14 protein-coding genes and 1 tRNA gene are annotated in these 14,655 nt (G+C 46.0%); 8 read left to right on the top strand and 7 right to left on the bottom strand.

Annotated elements, in window-relative coordinates:
* Positions 1–2: 2 nt before the first annotated feature.
* Together K300_RS0101735 and K300_RS0101740 are read right to left on the bottom strand one after the other, a co-directional pair.
* Complete coding sequence (locus K300_RS0101735; protein ID WP_022849941.1) at positions 3–1,268, bottom strand: HD-GYP domain-containing protein; 1,266 nt, start codon at positions 1,266–1,268, stop codon at positions 3–5.
* 131 nt (positions 1,269–1,399) lie between these two features.
* The gene (locus tag K300_RS0101740) at positions 1,400–2,806 is read right to left on the bottom strand and encodes a sigma-54-dependent transcriptional regulator (protein WP_022849942.1); all 1,407 of its coding nucleotides are present in this window, start codon (positions 2,804–2,806) and stop codon (positions 1,400–1,402) included.
* Between the two features lie 372 nt (positions 2,807–3,178).
* Here K300_RS0101740 and K300_RS16655 point away from each other — a divergent pair, with 372 nt between their 5' ends.
* From K300_RS16655 to K300_RS0101755, 3 genes are all read left to right on the top strand, one after another.
* Positions 3,179–3,349 (top strand): hypothetical protein, encoded by a 171-nt coding sequence (locus tag K300_RS16655; RefSeq protein ID WP_022849943.1) that lies wholly within the window; start codon positions 3,179–3,181, stop codon positions 3,347–3,349.
* 79 nt (positions 3,350–3,428) lie between these two features.
* A complete protein-coding gene (locus K300_RS0101750) occupies positions 3,429–3,692 on the top strand; it encodes a hypothetical protein (protein ID WP_022849944.1) in 264 nt (87 codons plus the stop codon).
* 17 nt (positions 3,693–3,709) lie between these two features.
* A complete protein-coding gene (locus K300_RS0101755) occupies positions 3,710–3,943 on the top strand; it encodes a hypothetical protein (RefSeq protein WP_022849945.1) in 234 nt (77 codons plus the stop codon).
* A 19-nt stretch (positions 3,944–3,962) separates the two neighbouring features.
* Here K300_RS0101755 and K300_RS0101760 read toward each other — a convergent pair whose 3' ends face one another.
* Positions 3,963–4,982, bottom strand: a complete 1,020-nt coding sequence (locus tag K300_RS0101760; RefSeq protein ID WP_022849946.1) for a sodium:calcium antiporter — start codon at positions 4,980–4,982, stop codon at positions 3,963–3,965.
* Positions 4,983–5,147: 165 nt separating this feature from the next.
* Between K300_RS0101760 and K300_RS0101765 the strand changes: the two genes are divergently transcribed.
* Both K300_RS0101765 and K300_RS0101770 read left to right on the top strand, forming a co-directional pair.
* The gene (locus K300_RS0101765; RefSeq protein WP_022849947.1) at positions 5,148–5,513 is read left to right on the top strand and encodes a molybdenum cofactor biosynthesis protein MoaE; all 366 of its coding nucleotides are present in this window, start codon (positions 5,148–5,150) and stop codon (positions 5,511–5,513) included.
* A gap of 144 nt (positions 5,514–5,657) precedes the next feature.
* Positions 5,658–5,731: transfer RNA gene (locus tag K300_RS0101770), tRNA-Pro, on the top strand.
* A gap of 115 nt (positions 5,732–5,846) precedes the next feature.
* Here K300_RS0101770 and K300_RS0101775 read toward each other — a convergent pair.
* Positions 5,847–6,062 (bottom strand): hypothetical protein, encoded by a 216-nt coding sequence (locus K300_RS0101775; protein WP_022849948.1) that lies wholly within the window; start codon positions 6,060–6,062, stop codon positions 5,847–5,849.
* A gap of 193 nt (positions 6,063–6,255) precedes the next feature.
* Between K300_RS0101775 and K300_RS0101780 the strand changes: the two genes are divergently transcribed.
* Together K300_RS0101780 and K300_RS15860 are read left to right on the top strand one after the other, a co-directional pair.
* A complete protein-coding gene (locus K300_RS0101780) occupies positions 6,256–7,272 on the top strand; it encodes a hypothetical protein (RefSeq protein ID WP_022849949.1) in 1,017 nt (338 codons plus the stop codon).
* A gap of 98 nt (positions 7,273–7,370) precedes the next feature.
* On the top strand, positions 7,371–9,860 hold the full coding sequence (locus K300_RS15860) for a PAS domain S-box protein (protein ID WP_081646854.1): 2,490 nt from the start codon (positions 7,371–7,373) through the stop codon (positions 9,858–9,860).
* Here K300_RS15860 and K300_RS0101790 read toward each other — a convergent pair.
* Together K300_RS0101790 and K300_RS0101795 are read right to left on the bottom strand one after the other, a co-directional pair.
* Positions 9,857–11,293 carry a flagellar assembly protein A gene (locus K300_RS0101790; RefSeq protein WP_022849951.1) on the bottom strand — a complete coding sequence of 479 codons (1,437 nt, stop codon included), beginning with the start codon at positions 11,291–11,293 and terminating at the stop codon, positions 9,857–9,859. The genes K300_RS15860 and K300_RS0101790 overlap by 4 nt on opposite strands.
* Before the next feature lie 11 nt (positions 11,294–11,304).
* The gene (locus K300_RS0101795) at positions 11,305–12,720 is read right to left on the bottom strand and encodes a sigma-54-dependent transcriptional regulator (RefSeq protein WP_022849952.1); all 1,416 of its coding nucleotides are present in this window, start codon (positions 12,718–12,720) and stop codon (positions 11,305–11,307) included.
* A gap of 315 nt (positions 12,721–13,035) precedes the next feature.
* On the opposite strand from K300_RS0101795, the gene K300_RS0101800 reads away from it, so the two are divergent.
* Positions 13,036–13,416, top strand: coding sequence for a hypothetical protein (locus K300_RS0101800; protein WP_022849953.1), 381 nt, complete (start codon positions 13,036–13,038; stop codon positions 13,414–13,416).
* Here K300_RS0101800 and K300_RS0101805 read toward each other — a convergent pair.
* Positions 13,413–14,555 (bottom strand): response regulator, encoded by a 1,143-nt coding sequence (locus K300_RS0101805; protein WP_022849954.1) that lies wholly within the window; start codon positions 14,553–14,555, stop codon positions 13,413–13,415. The two genes, K300_RS0101800 and K300_RS0101805, sit on opposite strands and share 4 nt — an antisense overlap.
* Between the last annotated feature and the right edge of the window lie 100 nt (positions 14,556–14,655).

A 14,655-nucleotide genomic window follows, 5' to 3' on the forward strand; every position in this document is an offset into this window, starting at 1 on the left:
TATCAGCCTACCTTGACCGCCTTCGGGTTACCGGAGACGAAGTCATTAATAATCTCATTTGTTGTTATACCGTATTTCTCCGACCGTATGGATGATATGATCTTTTTAAGAGGTTTTCCAGTTTTAATGGAGTTCTGCCTCAGATCAAAGAGGTAAGGCACAACGGGCTTGCCAGCTTCATCGGTTATCATTAACACAGTGGGGCGCATTATATCCTTTTGGCTGGTTTCAAAAACAATGGCCAGCTCCTGCGTGTCCAGAATAAGGAGCGTGCCCACGGGGTATATACCCATGATGTTTATGAAGAATTTCACCAGAGTCTCATTAAAGTGCTTTCCTGCATTCTCAAAGATAAGCTTGAGAGCTTCGGAGGGGGATACCCCCTTATGGTAGACCCTGTCGCTTGTTACAGCATCGTAAACATCGGCGATGGAGACAATCTTAGCCACCGGATTTATCTGCCTCTCCATGAGCCCGCAGGGATAACCGGATCCGTCGGACTTTTCATGGTGTTGAAGTGTTGCTATGGAAACATCCTCGGGGAATTTTGTATCCTTTTTCAACCTTTCATACCCTTTCTCAGGGTGCTGTTGTATAATCTTAAACTCGTCATCGGTGAGCTTGCCCGGCTTGTTGAGGATCCTGTCCGGTATGAGCATCTTTCCCACATCGTGCATGATGCCGGCGAGACCTAGGAGGGATAGATCCTTCTCAGATTTGCCCAGCCTTCTGCCTATGGCGATACTTATGATACTTACATTGAGGGAGTGGGTGAAGGTGTAGTCGTCGTAGTCCTTAAGCCTTGTCATGCTGGCAAAAACTGCGGGGCTGTTCATGCAGGAGATCACAAGCTCGTTCACAACATCCTTGGTGGCGTTGGTGTCGATGGATTTGCCCATGCGGACATCTGTGAGGATCCCCTTGGCAACCTCCTTGGCACGCCGGTGGATGAGGGCTGCCCTTTTTACCTCCTCGATGGTGGGAGAGGTGTCTTCCACAGAGATGAACTCAGCCTTGTCCATATCCTGAGTTCGCTCGATAAGCTCCTGCTCAATGAGCTTATCACCTTCGGAGAGAGAGGATTCGCTGTTTTTCTTCTCTTCCTTTATAAACACAAACTCCACACCAGCCCTGCGGAGGGTGGTGATCGGTTTTTCATCCTTAATGGGCGTTCCGTAGAAGGGGAAGTATATACCTGCTCTATCCGCCCTTGCAACGGTCATTCCGGTTTTAAGTTCTGATAATGGTATCTTTTTTAATTCAGCCATAGGGCCTCCGTTAAGTGGTCTGGATGCCTGGTGATTATAAATATACTTCCGAAGAAATCATGTGCCAGTCCCAATAAATGATGAGAGCTCCATATACTTTACGACATAAGTTTCCTTATATCAAATGTATATTACTGTTGTTCAGAAAGCTCCTTTCGGTTTAGGAGTCGTTTGTTGAGCGCCTGTCTTGATATCCCCAGAAGCCTTGCCGCCTCCTTCTGGTTGTTGTTCGAGACCTTCATTGCTTCATCAATAATATGCTCTGTCATCTCAGACAGTGTGGGAAATTTACCGAAGAATGTACGGATGTCGTTAGGGTTGGTGTCCTTGCTCTTTGTGACCGTATGGTGGGTATTCATCCTTGAACGAAGGATCTCCGCAGGGAATTTTCCGCCAGTTGAGAAAGCAACAGCATCAACCACAAGAGCCTTGAGCTCACGGACATTTCCGGGGAATGAGTAAGAGGAGAGGATATTGATAATCTCCTCATCAATACCGGGCTTAGGTTTATCCATGGCTTCGGCGGACTGCTCTGCAAAGTACTCCGTAAGAAGGCGTATATCCTCCGGTCTTTCACGCAGAGGGGGGACTATAATAAGGTGTGTGCTGAGACGGAAGTACAGGTCCTTCCTCAGTCCCGACTCTGAGCCGACAATGTTATGCAGCTCCTTGTTTGCCGCAGCAACAATCCTCGCCTTCGACCTCTTGGGTTTATCAGAGCCAAGGGGGAGGTACTTCTCCTCCTGAATCAGACGGAGGAGCTTGAGCTGACATTGTTCGTTCAGATCACCTATCTCATCGAGGAAGAGCGTACCGCCTGCGGCCCTTTCCACAAGACCCTGCCGCTCCCTGTCCGCACCGGTGTAAGCCCCCTTTGTATGGCCGAAAAGCGTATCGGAGAACATCGTATCATCCAGCCCGGAGAGATCCACAGGAATAAAATCACCTTCAAGGCCACTGGAATTGTGTATGGCTCTTGCGATCATCTCTTTTCCCGAACCTGTCTCCCCAAGCACCAGCACAGGCTGGCCAGAGTTTGATATAGCCTCGATATAGCTGAATATGGATGACATCTTCGGGTTTGCTGTTAGCACATGGGAGAACGCTTCCGGCCTTTTTATCTCCTCCCTGAATGCCTGGTACTTCAGGGAGGAAACCTCATATCTTAGGTTAAGCAGTTCGCCGGCGTTCTTTATGGATGACTGCAGCCTCTTTATGTCGAGGGGCTTAACCAAGTAGTCGTATGCACCCACTCGCAGGCAGTCCACTGCGGAATCGATATCTGAGTTTGCTGTGATGATGATTACCGGTATGTTGGGATATTCCTTAACAATGCTGTTCAGGAGATCCTTTCCTGTAATATGGGGCATGTTAAGATCAAGCAGAACTATGGAATAGGGGTTGTCTGAGAGGGTATCGTGCAGATTTCTGCCATCCTGTACAGGGATCACGTTTTCGTAGCCGGCTGAACGTAAAACCAGTTCACAGGCTTCTAAAATACTCTTTTCATCATCAACGATTATAATCGTTGGCTTCATACTATAGGCTACCTCATTGTTATCTGCACTGAAAAATCAACCGGGAAGTTGTACCCTTCAATCTGTTTTGCACATTATAAAAATAATTCATTTTCATTACAAGCAGTTTTATATCCGCTACCCTTAAGAAAGAGTGCAACAATTATTGTAGGGCTGCAACAAAAGTTGCATCATAAATGTATAAAAGTTGCATTCAAGTTCTATTTTCGTATCTAAGATCCTTATTAATCAACCAAATTTTAACATATGCAATTAATAATTTATTAATAGTCAAATATTCTTTATGGCACAGTGATTGCATGTTTATTAAGCACAATCGCCGGATTGTAAGATAAGGGGGGAGCCCTTTTTAGTTTAGGAGAATTAAAAGACATGCAGAGAAACGAGAACTTCAGAATTATTGATTCAGGAAGATCAAGGACAGAATCCGAACTTGAGAGAATAAGACGTTATGAGAACTACAAAACCGGTTTATCCGGGCATGATGTGGAGCTTGATGACTATCTTGGTAAAATAAGCAGAATTAAGAAATATTTAATATAGGTTCGCCTGCCGGACTGATTTTATTCAGGGGGGAAGTTCCGTTTTTTCAGTTTCCGGTGAAGAGCCGAGAGGTAGATATATGAAGAAGGGTGAAAGTATTTGGGAAAACAGGATTGCCATGTACTTCCAGAACAGACCAGGGTCTAGTACCGATGATTTCGTTCAACAGCTAAGTGACAGCGGTCTTATGACATTCATGGAGGACTGCTCTGGGATCATCATGAAGGAAGTTAGCATTAGCCGGAGTGAAAGAAGAGAGTTTGAGGATATTGAGGACCTTATCAGGAATGCACTGAGAAGGTTTGTTGATGAGTTTATCAGTAAGCGTCAGAATGCAGTTTAGGCTTGGAGCAAAGGTACATGACAACATTGAAAACAACTGATGTGGCTGAGCTCATTATTAACGAAAGGTCGCCCGGTGATTTTGAGCACACTGTCAGAGAGTTCTTCCACAGAACGCCCATTGCGGAGATAATCGAATACGTCAAAGAGAACTCAATACCACCTCAAAATCTTAAAAGGTATTATTACAGGCATATTAAAAACGGTGCGCCTAATGCAACTCTGGAGCAGTTTCTTTCATACTTCGGGTAAGCTCCAGTTTCTTATAAACTCAGGTTAGAAAGAATAGAAAAGCATTGCCAAGTATGTAAACAGCGAATATGAGACTGCTCTCCCAGCCTATCTTGCCGAGCCCCTGCTCCTCTCTGTGCAGCAGGCCCATTATCAAAACACCTGTCATAAGTATGGTCATGGCGATCATGTATACCTGGTTCATCGTAACCGCCTGCAGTATGCTCCCCTCAAGGTAGGCGAAATCCGCAAACGCCACGAACATTACGTCGAATGTATTTCCTCCGATAATATTCCCCACGGCCATGGTCAATGCGCCATAACGAACGGCCGCCACAGATACAATAAGCTCTGGAAGGGAAGTGGCAACTGCTGTGAACAGGGCTCCGACCAACGATTCGGAAAGGCCGGTCTTGTCTGCGATGATGATCCCCGATTCTGCAACACTGTAACCTGCAGTACCCACTACAGCGGCAAGCAGAACGAATTTTATGATCAGGGCTTTCATGCTGAGTTTGCGAATATTCTTAATATCAGGCTCATCCTCAACCGTTTCCCTAGTAAGCCTGGGGCGCCACATAGGTTCGTCCTTAGCCTTTGAAACCAGCTTTGAGCCTCCAATGTAGAAGATGATAATCAGGAGGGAGAACGGATGGAAATGGAAGATCTCCGCCGATGGTCCCGCTATGCCCGCCATAACCAGAGAGAGCAGGGCGATGAGCATTGTGCCCTGCATCAGGTTTGGAAATGATGCTGCGGCGTGCTCAAGGTTGGTCTTTCTGTATGATATATCAGCAATGGAGAGAAAGAATGTCTGGGCGGCGATCCCGCCGATTGCGTTGCTTACGGCAAGCTCGGGATGGTTTGAGTATGCGGCGGTTACGGAGGTTATGATTCCGGGAAGAGATGTTGTTCCGCCGAGAAGAACGGCACCAAATACTGCTTCCCCCATACCTGTTACATCCGCAAGCTCATCGGATGTTTTCGCAAGGTAAGTACCGCTTACTGCAATAACCGCTGTTGATATGATAAAGACAGCCGAAGCTGTTAGGATGTCCATTAAACCCCTCTAAAATAATTGTTCCTATTAAATTTAATGTAAACGATACAAGCCGTAAAGGGAAGAGAACATGGGTAATTATCGGTGAGAATGGTTTTGTGATTGGACTGGCGGGGTATTCTTCGGTATCCTTATAATTCTGAAATCTAAGACTCGAGGTTGTTCATGGATATTTCAAAGAAGATTGAAGAGATGAAGCAGGACCCAGACTTCGCAGAGAACGTTGGGATGATCCTAGTGCACAACGGTATTGTGAGGGGAAGCTCCCGTGGGGATAAATCAAAGGTTACCAAGCTTGAGGTCTATCCCGATTACGATAAGATAGAGGAGATAAGGAAAGAAATCCTCGAGATGGAAGGGATTTACAATATCGCCATCGAGGCGAAGTCCGGAGTTATGAAGCCGGGTGACGACCTTTTGTTCCTTGTTGTTGCTGGTGATATCAGAGAGAATGTTAAGCCTGCATTGGCGCTGCTTCTGGATCGTGTTAAGGCGGAAGCGGTTACGAAGAAAGAACACATTGAAGGGTAGTTTTTTGCTATGTCGGGGTACGTTTACCTTCACGATATTTCCGCTTTTTGCAGGGTTTTACGGCATTTTGACAATATATGAAAAATTCCTTGACTTGGAATTAAGTCTTTGATATAACCTGTTTTCTCGACAGAGAAAGCACTGCGGGACGTGGCGCAGCTTGGTAGCGTACACCCTTGGGGTGGGTGTGGTCGCTGGTTCAAATCCAGTCGTCCCGATTTTAAAAAATCCCCAATTAAGCCGGCTGGTAATTCAGTCGGCTTTTTTTATTTGACGAGATTAAGATAATTAATATGTAGCTTAAACTAATCCACAATGTAGTGGAAGTTTGGGTTATTTTCTGCTGTATACTGAAAACCAGTATAGATCGAAGTGTTTTCGCTGTTCCTTCAAGAAGTAAGCCCTGCTTGCTTTATTGAATCTTAACGAGGTTATGCGAATCTCTTCAAGCTGACTGTATGCCTCTGGTTGCTGGGTGAGCCAACTTCGAAAGTCCTCATCCTCCCTCAATCCTCCAAATTCCACAAGAAAATCCGTACCCTTTTCCATAAGCCACCCATACTTATAATACCCCAAAAAGAAGCCCTTTTCAAACAGGTGGCGATTTAAATGATATTACAGTTCATGATAGTAATTGGGCGTATTTTCCCATTGAAAGACAGAAACATTTGTATATCTTATTGTCAAACACATCCAAAATTACCACTTACATTATTATAAATGAATATAAGGAGGATGCAGGATGCCCACTGCTACTGCTGGTGTTGAAAACATCGCAGTGAGACTGCTGAAGAACGCAGAGCTTATATTACGACTTATTGTGGTGAAAAAGATCTTCTCATCGGATAGTGCCTTCCATCGAAAAGAGATGGGGAGGGCGGATATCGATTCTGTTGTGGAAGAGATTGTGAATATTGCCGATAATATCGAGGTTAAGGCTCAGGAGCTTGAGAGCGACTTTGTAGAGTGGATCCACGCAGGAAACGCTAAGCTGCGCAGAGGTGAAAGCTCTCTGATGCGTGTTCTTGAGGTCGAAGAGCCCGAACCAGAGCCCTTTGCATACTACAACGCCTCCCTTTCACATATGAAGTCGCTAATAACCTTCTGTAAGGCGGAGCTCCTCGTTGCCCTTGATGATGACGATAGAAGCCACCTGCGCAATCTTATGGATGTCTGTAGAAATATAAGAGCATCACTCAGCCGTATATCAAAATACCGCTACGATGTTGAATGTGTACATACTGATATCGTCGAAGGTACCGAGGAGTCTGTGGAAGGGCTATACAAGTCCCTTGAGTACATGTTCCGTATCGCCGTTCAGGATATCGCAACAGAGTTTACCCAAAGACGCATTCGCAACAATAGAGAGTTTGCGAGAAACTACACCTCGGACTATATCCATCTCAGCGGCGGACGAACGGTTGAAACGGCGAACCTTCTCTGGCTTTTCCGTTTTATCTTCTGGGAGGGGGAGAAGAAGCGCCCCTCTAAATATCCAGTAAACCATATCCTCTCCATTGGTACGACCGAGTATATGGACTTTCGCAAAGAAGTTGACAACGTGTTAAAGAGGGTGGTAGGCACACAGGGGGATATGTTTGGAAGGTTTAATAGCCTTTTTGCCCAGGTTATGCAGGGTAGAACACTAAAAAGGCTTGATCAGGAAGTTGTTACCGCCCTTGATGATATATTCTTTGACATGTGGGCAATTGCTGCAGCAAAGACAATTCTCATGGAAAAAGGGGAGGAAAACGCCTGATACACAAAAAGTATAACTAAAATTTGACAATTCCCCTTCTTATAACCATCACATGGGTATATATTTGCATATATAACCCATTGTAAAGTGAGTATTCAATGAGCGGAGTGCGTAGACTTTCATTAATTGCCGACTCTTCCAACCTATCCAAGATATTCGACCTATACTTGGAAACCACTGATATTACAGCGTGTATTGCAGATGCAGAATGTTCGGCAAGCTTTGTCTGTTCTAAACAGAGGGATGTGTGCATGCACTTCCATAAGTCTTACGAAAAGAGCCATGAGGCTTGTAACAGACTTGGGTCAGAAATGGCGGATGAGCTTGACGGCAACAAGGAATATGCCGTCATAACATGCGACAACGGCATGAACCATGCCGCGGCAAGTCTTATGGTTGGTGGAGTGAAAGCTGCTGTAATACTAACCGGACAGGTTTTCACCCAAAAGCCTGATTTGGATTATTTTGCTAATCAGGCAGAGAGATACGGCTATGATAAGGATGAATATTTAGCAGAGATCCAGCGTGTACCGGTGGTGGATGAAGATTATCTGATTAACAGCGTCCGTTACCTTAAACTTCAGTGCGAGAATATCCTTGAGCTCGGTGCAAATAAACACGAGCTTGAGAAGGAGAGGGAGCGTTTCAGTCTCGCCGTTGAATCCACAAGGGACGGCGTTTTCGACTATGACATTGAGAATAACTCATTCCATGTTTCCCCTCGGTTCTCTTACATGCTTGGTTATCCGGAGGGCTATTTTACGGATAAGGACTCCGTTGTTAATTTGCTCCACCCGGACGATAAGGATAGAGTTTTACAAAGTTTCAGCGAATGTCTGGAAAGCGGTTACGAATTCTATGAAGAGAAGTACAGGCTCAAGAAAGGAAGCGGTGGATACATAAACATACTCTCCCGAGGCAGTATCGTGCGGGATGAGAATGGAAAAGCTGTAAGGATGGTTGGCTTCCATTCGGATATATCCGATGACGTCAGCGCCGCTGAAAAGCTCATGCGTGAGAAGGAAAAATGGGCTAATCTGTTCTATAAGCACAGCTCAGTTATGCTCCTGATAAACCCTGTTACTGGTGAGATAACAGATGCTAACGAAGCGGCGGCATCCTTCTATGGCTATTCCCGTGAAGAGCTTATGAGGATGAGTATAACATCCCTTAACACACTTCCGCCGGAGGTTGTAAGAGCAAGACGCCGTGAGGCGGAGATCAGGAAAACTAACCGCTTCGTATTCCCCCACAGGCTTGCTGACGGCACGATAAAAACAGTGGAGGTGTTCTCATCACCCATAATAGAAGGTGGAGAGACACTCCTGTTCTCAGTTATTCAGGACATAACAGATAAGGTGAAGGCGGAGCGTGACCTGGCTGAGGTCAACAAGGAGCTTGAGAACCGTGTTGAGAATGAGCTGATGAGCAGAATCAAGAGCGAGATCAAATACAGCTATCTCTTCAACGCCATGCATGACGGTGTACTCCTGAACTACGTTGTGGACGGTAAGACGGGGGCTATCTTCGAGGCGAACGACTCCGCCTGTAAGATGCTTGGATACAGGAAGGATGAGCTGTATCTTATACATCCGGAAAAGCTTCTATCACCTGCATTTGCTGTAAATGCACAGGACCACATAAACAACCTTGTAAAAAATGGTTACGCCTATGCAACAGCAGAGCTTATCAGGAAAGACGGCTCAATCCTCAATGTAGAATGGAATGCAACACTATTCACCTATGAAGGCAAGCGCACTTCCTGCATCATATTTCGGGATATTGAGGACAAGATCGCCGCAGAGCAGCGCAGGATACAGAATGAGCAGCTCCTCGTGCAGCAGTCCAAGCTGGCGGCTATGGTTGAGATGATGGGAGCCATCGCCCACCAGTGGAGACAGCCACTCAACGCCCTGAGCCTTCTAATACAGGTTCTGGATGACGATTACGACTCCGGCGACATCGACAAGGGGTATCTGGAAGAGTTCATAGACACAACAACCGGCATCATTAACCACATGTCCTACACCATCGATGACTTTAAAGACTTCTTCAAGCCCTCCAGAGAGAAGAAGCATTTTGATATAGTCACTGCGGTCAAAGATGTTATCGGGCTTATATATGCCCAGTTGGAGGCTAATGGTATAAGCTTTCGTTTCAGCTGTCAGTGTGGTGTGAAAAGCTTCGAGGGGATAAACGAGATTACTAAAAACACCTGCGAGGAGAACCTTCTGAAGGTTTATGGCTATCCTAGCGAGCTTAAGCAGGTTGTTCTAAATCTCATACAGAATGCGAATGATGCAATGCTTGAGAGAAGAAAGGGTTACAGAAAACTAAAGCCTTTTATAGATCTTGAAATTAAACAGGCTGGCGAATGGATACTTATCAGCATTACAGACAATGGCGGCGGTATACCGGAGGAGATATTAGACCGTGTATTTGAGCCTTACTACACAACAAAGCTGGCCTCCGGCACCGGTATAGGCCTTCACATGTCCAGAATGATTATCGAGGAGCATATGAACGGTATGATTGAGCTTAAGAACAACAATGACGGTCTGACAGCTGTGGTTAAGCTCCCCTCCTAGATATTTTTAAGTGTTATCTCATTCTTCTCGTCCAGCACAAACCTCCCCCTGTGCTGGCTGTTGGTAAGCCTGATGAACTTATCCCCAAGGATAACCTTCACATCGTTCCAGATCTCTTTCTCAAAGCGAATTGAGGAGTTTTTTATATTCTTCAGACCTTCTTTTATATTCTTGGTTCTCTGCTCAAGCCTTTGTGTTCGAACCTCAAGCCGCTCCCTGTTCTTTATGAGCTTCTCCACCCTTTCGCGTTTGTCGCTGTCATAGACACTGGTATCAATGTTCCTTCCGGGGCCAAGGAATGCATTCAGTTTTTTCAGTGTTTTCTGTCCGGCAAAGAGTTCGCTGGAGAGATTCTTTATATCTTCAATCATTCTGGATGAGGGGAAAACGCCAACCTCTGTTCTTATGAAAAACTTCGAGCCGATAATCTTAGCCCGTATCCCTTTAACTCCGTAGCATACTCCTCCGATAATGGCTCCCGGAGAGCCCTCGCAGACTACCTCACCATCGGAAAGGATTTTTGAATGGATTATTGATTTTTTTATATGAATATCCTCAGCGGCGATGATATCCCCATGCTGAACGAACTTGGCGGAGATGTTCCTCCCAGCTCTGCATACGGCCATCTTTGAGGGGCTGTCACCGATTATTCCCTGCTTTATGATGATATCTCCCCCCGCCTCAACGTAGGAGTCTTTGACAGTATCTGCTACAACGTTATTTCTGGCGTAAACCTCAAAGCCAGCTTTGATTATTCCCTTTACAATAACCGAGCCTGGGAAGTTTATGTTACCTGTGGAGAAGTCCACATCCTCTTTGATGGTAAGAACCTCGCTGACATCCATACGAACCTTCTGCCCCTCTCTGCTGTACTCGAGAAGGCCGTCTATGGTGCTGATTACTTTGTTGTCTTCAAGGTATACATTCTCACCCAGTTCGATCTCAATATCCTCTCCGGGTATCGCTTTGGAGATGTTTCCGAAGATATCCGAGCCGTCGGACCCTTCGGATGCTTTGATGATAAGCCCCAGCGCCTCATCCTTTTTGGCGAGGCTCAGTTTCTTCTGCCGGTATGTTCTGTAGTCGACCTTCTGGAGGTCATCGGAGGAGATGATCTCATCCTCGGGTGATTCGGACTTAAGGATGATTTCGCCGTTGGTTCCATGCTGAGGAGGTGTTCCAGAGGCGATGATTACCCTTTCACCCTTGCCGTCACCCGCCTGTATCAGTTTTTCGGCACGGTAGGCATTCTTTTCGTCAACGCCTTCAGTTATCCCGTTCTCCTCTATGAGTGCACTTACGGAGACATAGCTGTAGTCTTTGATGGGGATAACTATCTCTGCAGTGATATTATCTTCTGAGATAACGAGTTCAACGTTCTCGCTTATGTCCTCACCAAAGAGGGTTCCACGTTTACCAACATCCCCTGTCATTATCCAACCCTCTAATAATCAGCTTCCTCTCCCTTGATTCTGGAGAGATGCCTGTATATTGTCTGTCTGTTTATTCCCAGTATAAAAGCGGCCTGGCTTATGTTGCCTTCGGTTTCTTCAAGAGCTGTTTTTATTGCGTAGTCTGTAATCTCCTTAAGGGTTGGGAATCTTCCGGAATAGCTGATGCTGAGGCCGCTGAATATATCATAGCCGGGCTCGTCCTCAACCTCGATGCCGTTATTTCGGAAATGCTCCCGCACCATCCTTTCATCGATCCTCTCTGTTCTCAGCTTAGCCGTGAGATCGAAGAGGATCCCCTCCAGCTCACGAACATTGCCTGGATAGTCGTATTTGGTCAACTCCAGCAGTGCTTCGGGGGTTATCTCCGGCTGTTCAACACCGTATATCTGTGACGCTTCGCTAAGACAATGCTCTGCGATGGGGAATATATCCTCACGGCGTTCCCTGAGCGGGGGAATCTTGACATGATGGAATGAAAGCCTGTAGAAAAGATCCTTCCGGTATTCCCCTTCGTCGGCAAGCTTGCGGATGTCTCTATTAGTTGCGGCGATGATCTTTGTATTGGTTTTCATCACCTTGTCCGAACCGAGGGGGTAATAGGTTCCATCCTGTAGCAGCCTGAGAAGCTTAACCTGCGAACCTGTCTCAAGATCCCCTATCTCATCGAGGAACAGTATACCGTTTTCGGCTGTTTTGATAAGACCTTCCCGTTTGGAATCAGCGTTTGTGAATGCACCTCTGGTGTGTCCGAAGAGGGTGTCGGAAAACACTGTATCATCCAGACCGGAAACGTTCACTTTCACGAGTTCACCGCTGAAACCGCTCATCTCATAGATGAGATCCGCCATTAGCTCTTTCCCTGTTCCCGTTTCTCCTGTTATGAGTATCGGCACTGGTGCGGCTGCAATATTCTTGATATACCGGAAGATTCTCAGCATTTTCCGGCTGTTTGTGATAAACCCCGATTCCCTTGCACCAGGTTCCTCGGGACGTTCCATATAGTCTGTTTTGAGCCTGTTAAGCTCAACGGTCATAAAGAAATGTTCCGATGCCTTGCGTACAGAAGTAATCAGCCTGTTGGTTCCAGAAGATTTTGTCACATAGTCGAAGGCGCCCCCTTTCATGGCAGAAACCACAGCCTCACTCCCTTCATTTGCCGTAACAATGATTACGGGTATATCGGGGAAGGTGTAGTTTATCTCTGTCAGGAGTTCCTCTCCACTTATGTGTGGCATGTTCAGATCCAGGAGGATAACACTGTATCTCTCCTCACTGAGCCTTCCAAGAACCTCTCTACTGTCTGCAACAGCTTCAATGGCTCCAATTCCGTTTTCCTTTAGCAGCCTCTCGGAGAGTTTAAGGAATTCGTGGTCATCATCCACGATCATGATTTTATAATTAGTCATAATAAAAATATTATTCACATAGTCTAACTTTTTCAAGTAAATGCGTTGTATTAGGGTAATGTATTTTTTTGTTACGGGTAATTACTAGGTAAAAAAACAAAGTGTATTGATTTTGTTCACTTTTAAAGGCTATATTTAGTCATATACATTAGACACTAACGTTTCGAAGAGAATTATTCGAACCCAAATCCCTCATGTGCGGGAGAATCTGAACAAGCTTCATCTTTATACACCTCGGCGGCTGGCCATATGGCATAGGCGTTGCAATAGAGATGCGAGCAAGTGAACATTCAGTATGTAATAGAGGGTGAAATTATGAACACAAGATACAATATAAAATGCTCCAGAGTTTATTTCATGGCGGATGGAAGCGTTGCGGCAACACCTTTCTTTAAAGCGCTTAATACATCGGTGGATAAGCTTTATATAGGAATGGACAAGGTTTACGGACTCCAGCTTATGGAGGATGGATACATAGATATGATGCTCCTTGATATAAGCATCGAGAACAACGATGCTCCGGAGGTGGACAGCTTTATCGGTGCGGTTAAGAGCAGGAGCGGCGATTTTCCTGTGATAGTAATCTCAGAACCGGGTGATGTAGCGGATAATATTGTCGAAGCGGACTTCGTTATGGTTAAGCCCGTCATCGGCGACAGCATATTCCAGGTACTGGATATATGCGCTAACTGCTAGGCTCTGTTCTCAATAAGCATAAAGGCCGCATCGTCCTCGAGGGCGGAGGTGTCTATCTCTTTGGAGAACTCCTTCTCAAGGTCTGCGGCCTCTTTTATTCTGGAGGCGTAGTCCATCAGTCTCTCGGATAGTCTCCTTTGGGAACTCTTTGTCATACCATAGATGTCCGTGTGTATAAGCAGTATGTCCCCCTTGCCCAGGTTAAATGTTTTCTCGTTGAATACCATATCCGGCACAAGTCCGAGATCCGTGTCGGGAGTTATGATCTCCTGCAGGTCTCCGTCTCTGTAAAGGATAGGGGAGGGCTGGCCTCCGCATGAGAGTGTGATGTCGCCCGTTTCTGTATCCAGAATTCCGTAGGTGAGTGATAAATAGTTTGATTCATCCTCGGAGAAGTGGTTGTTTACGTATTCCATAACACTCGAAGGGCGGGCGGGTTTCTTTGTGCCGTCTGCAAAAAGGGGTGAGCCGGGTTCATCGGGCATCAGAATCCGGTTAAGAGCGATGGCCATCATCGATGCGCTGACACCGGAGGATGCCATATCAGCTGATAGAAAGCCCACGAACCGGCTGTCGAAGGGGAAGTAGTTCAGCAGATCGCAGGGTGCATGGAGTCCCGGAAACAGGACATGGCGCAGAGTGAATGATTTATAGCTGTATTCCGCCGCAGGGAGCAGGCTCTTTTGAATGTAATGTACCGAGGCGAGATCCTTCTCGGCATACCTGAGAATCTCCTCGAGCTTACGGTTCTTCTCCTCCAGAGCCGCTTCAAGCTGGACAACCCTTTCTCCAGCACGGACACGAACCCTGAGCTCCTGAGGATCGAAGGGTTTGCTCAGGAAGTCATCGCATCCTGCCTCCATCCCTTTTATGTAGTTATCAGAGCCTGATTTTGCTGTGAGCATGATGATATAGATGTATCGCTCGGTCAGTTCCCAGCGCAGTTTTCTGACAAGCTCGGTTCCCTCCATATACGGCATCATCCAGTCCACAATAACCATGCTGATATGCTCTCTTGCAAAGATCTCAAGAGCTTCCTCGCCGCTCTCAGCCTCAACGGGTTCATGCCCCCAGTTTTCAAGGCTCCTTACGAGCAGTTTTCTGGTATCTAAATCATCATCAACAATAAGGATTCTCACAGCCTTTCCCCCTATAGCATAATTCAATTACATTATAGAGCAAAATTAACTGGAATTCATTACCAACAGTATGGGTATATTTTCCATACTTATTCGAAAA

This window comes from Limisalsivibrio acetivorans, from assembly GCF_000421105.1.
Lineage (GTDB): Bacteria > Chrysiogenota > Deferribacteres > Deferribacterales > Geovibrionaceae > Limisalsivibrio > Limisalsivibrio acetivorans.

What these genes read in the sequence shown, in the direction of transcription:
- K300_RS0101735 (WP_022849941.1), bottom strand. Translation starts at nt 1,268, where the DNA reads ATGGCTGAATTAAAAAAGATACCATTATCAGAACTTAAAACCGGAATG.
- K300_RS0101740 (WP_022849942.1), bottom strand. Translation starts at nt 2,806, where the DNA reads ATGAAGCCAACGATTATAATCGTTGATGATGAAAAGAGTATTTTAGAA.
- K300_RS16655 (WP_022849943.1), top strand. Translation starts at nt 3,179, where the DNA reads ATGCAGAGAAACGAGAACTTCAGAATTATTGATTCAGGAAGATCAAGG.
- K300_RS0101750 (WP_022849944.1), top strand. Translation starts at nt 3,429, where the DNA reads ATGAAGAAGGGTGAAAGTATTTGGGAAAACAGGATTGCCATGTACTTC.
- K300_RS0101755 (WP_022849945.1), top strand. Translation starts at nt 3,710, where the DNA reads ATGACAACATTGAAAACAACTGATGTGGCTGAGCTCATTATTAACGAA.
- K300_RS0101760 (WP_022849946.1), bottom strand. Translation starts at nt 4,982, where the DNA reads ATGGACATCCTAACAGCTTCGGCTGTCTTTATCATATCAACAGCGGTT.
- K300_RS0101765 (WP_022849947.1), top strand. Translation starts at nt 5,148, where the DNA reads ATGGATATTTCAAAGAAGATTGAAGAGATGAAGCAGGACCCAGACTTC.
- K300_RS0101775 (WP_022849948.1), bottom strand. Translation starts at nt 6,062, where the DNA reads ATGGAAAAGGGTACGGATTTTCTTGTGGAATTTGGAGGATTGAGGGAG.
- K300_RS0101780 (WP_022849949.1), top strand. Translation starts at nt 6,256, where the DNA reads ATGCCCACTGCTACTGCTGGTGTTGAAAACATCGCAGTGAGACTGCTG.
- K300_RS15860 (WP_081646854.1), top strand. Translation starts at nt 7,371, where the DNA reads ATGAGCGGAGTGCGTAGACTTTCATTAATTGCCGACTCTTCCAACCTA.
- K300_RS0101790 (WP_022849951.1), bottom strand. Translation starts at nt 11,293, where the DNA reads ATGACAGGGGATGTTGGTAAACGTGGAACCCTCTTTGGTGAGGACATA.
- K300_RS0101795 (WP_022849952.1), bottom strand. Translation starts at nt 12,720, where the DNA reads ATGACTAATTATAAAATCATGATCGTGGATGATGACCACGAATTCCTT.
- K300_RS0101800 (WP_022849953.1), top strand. Translation starts at nt 13,036, where the DNA reads ATGAACACAAGATACAATATAAAATGCTCCAGAGTTTATTTCATGGCG.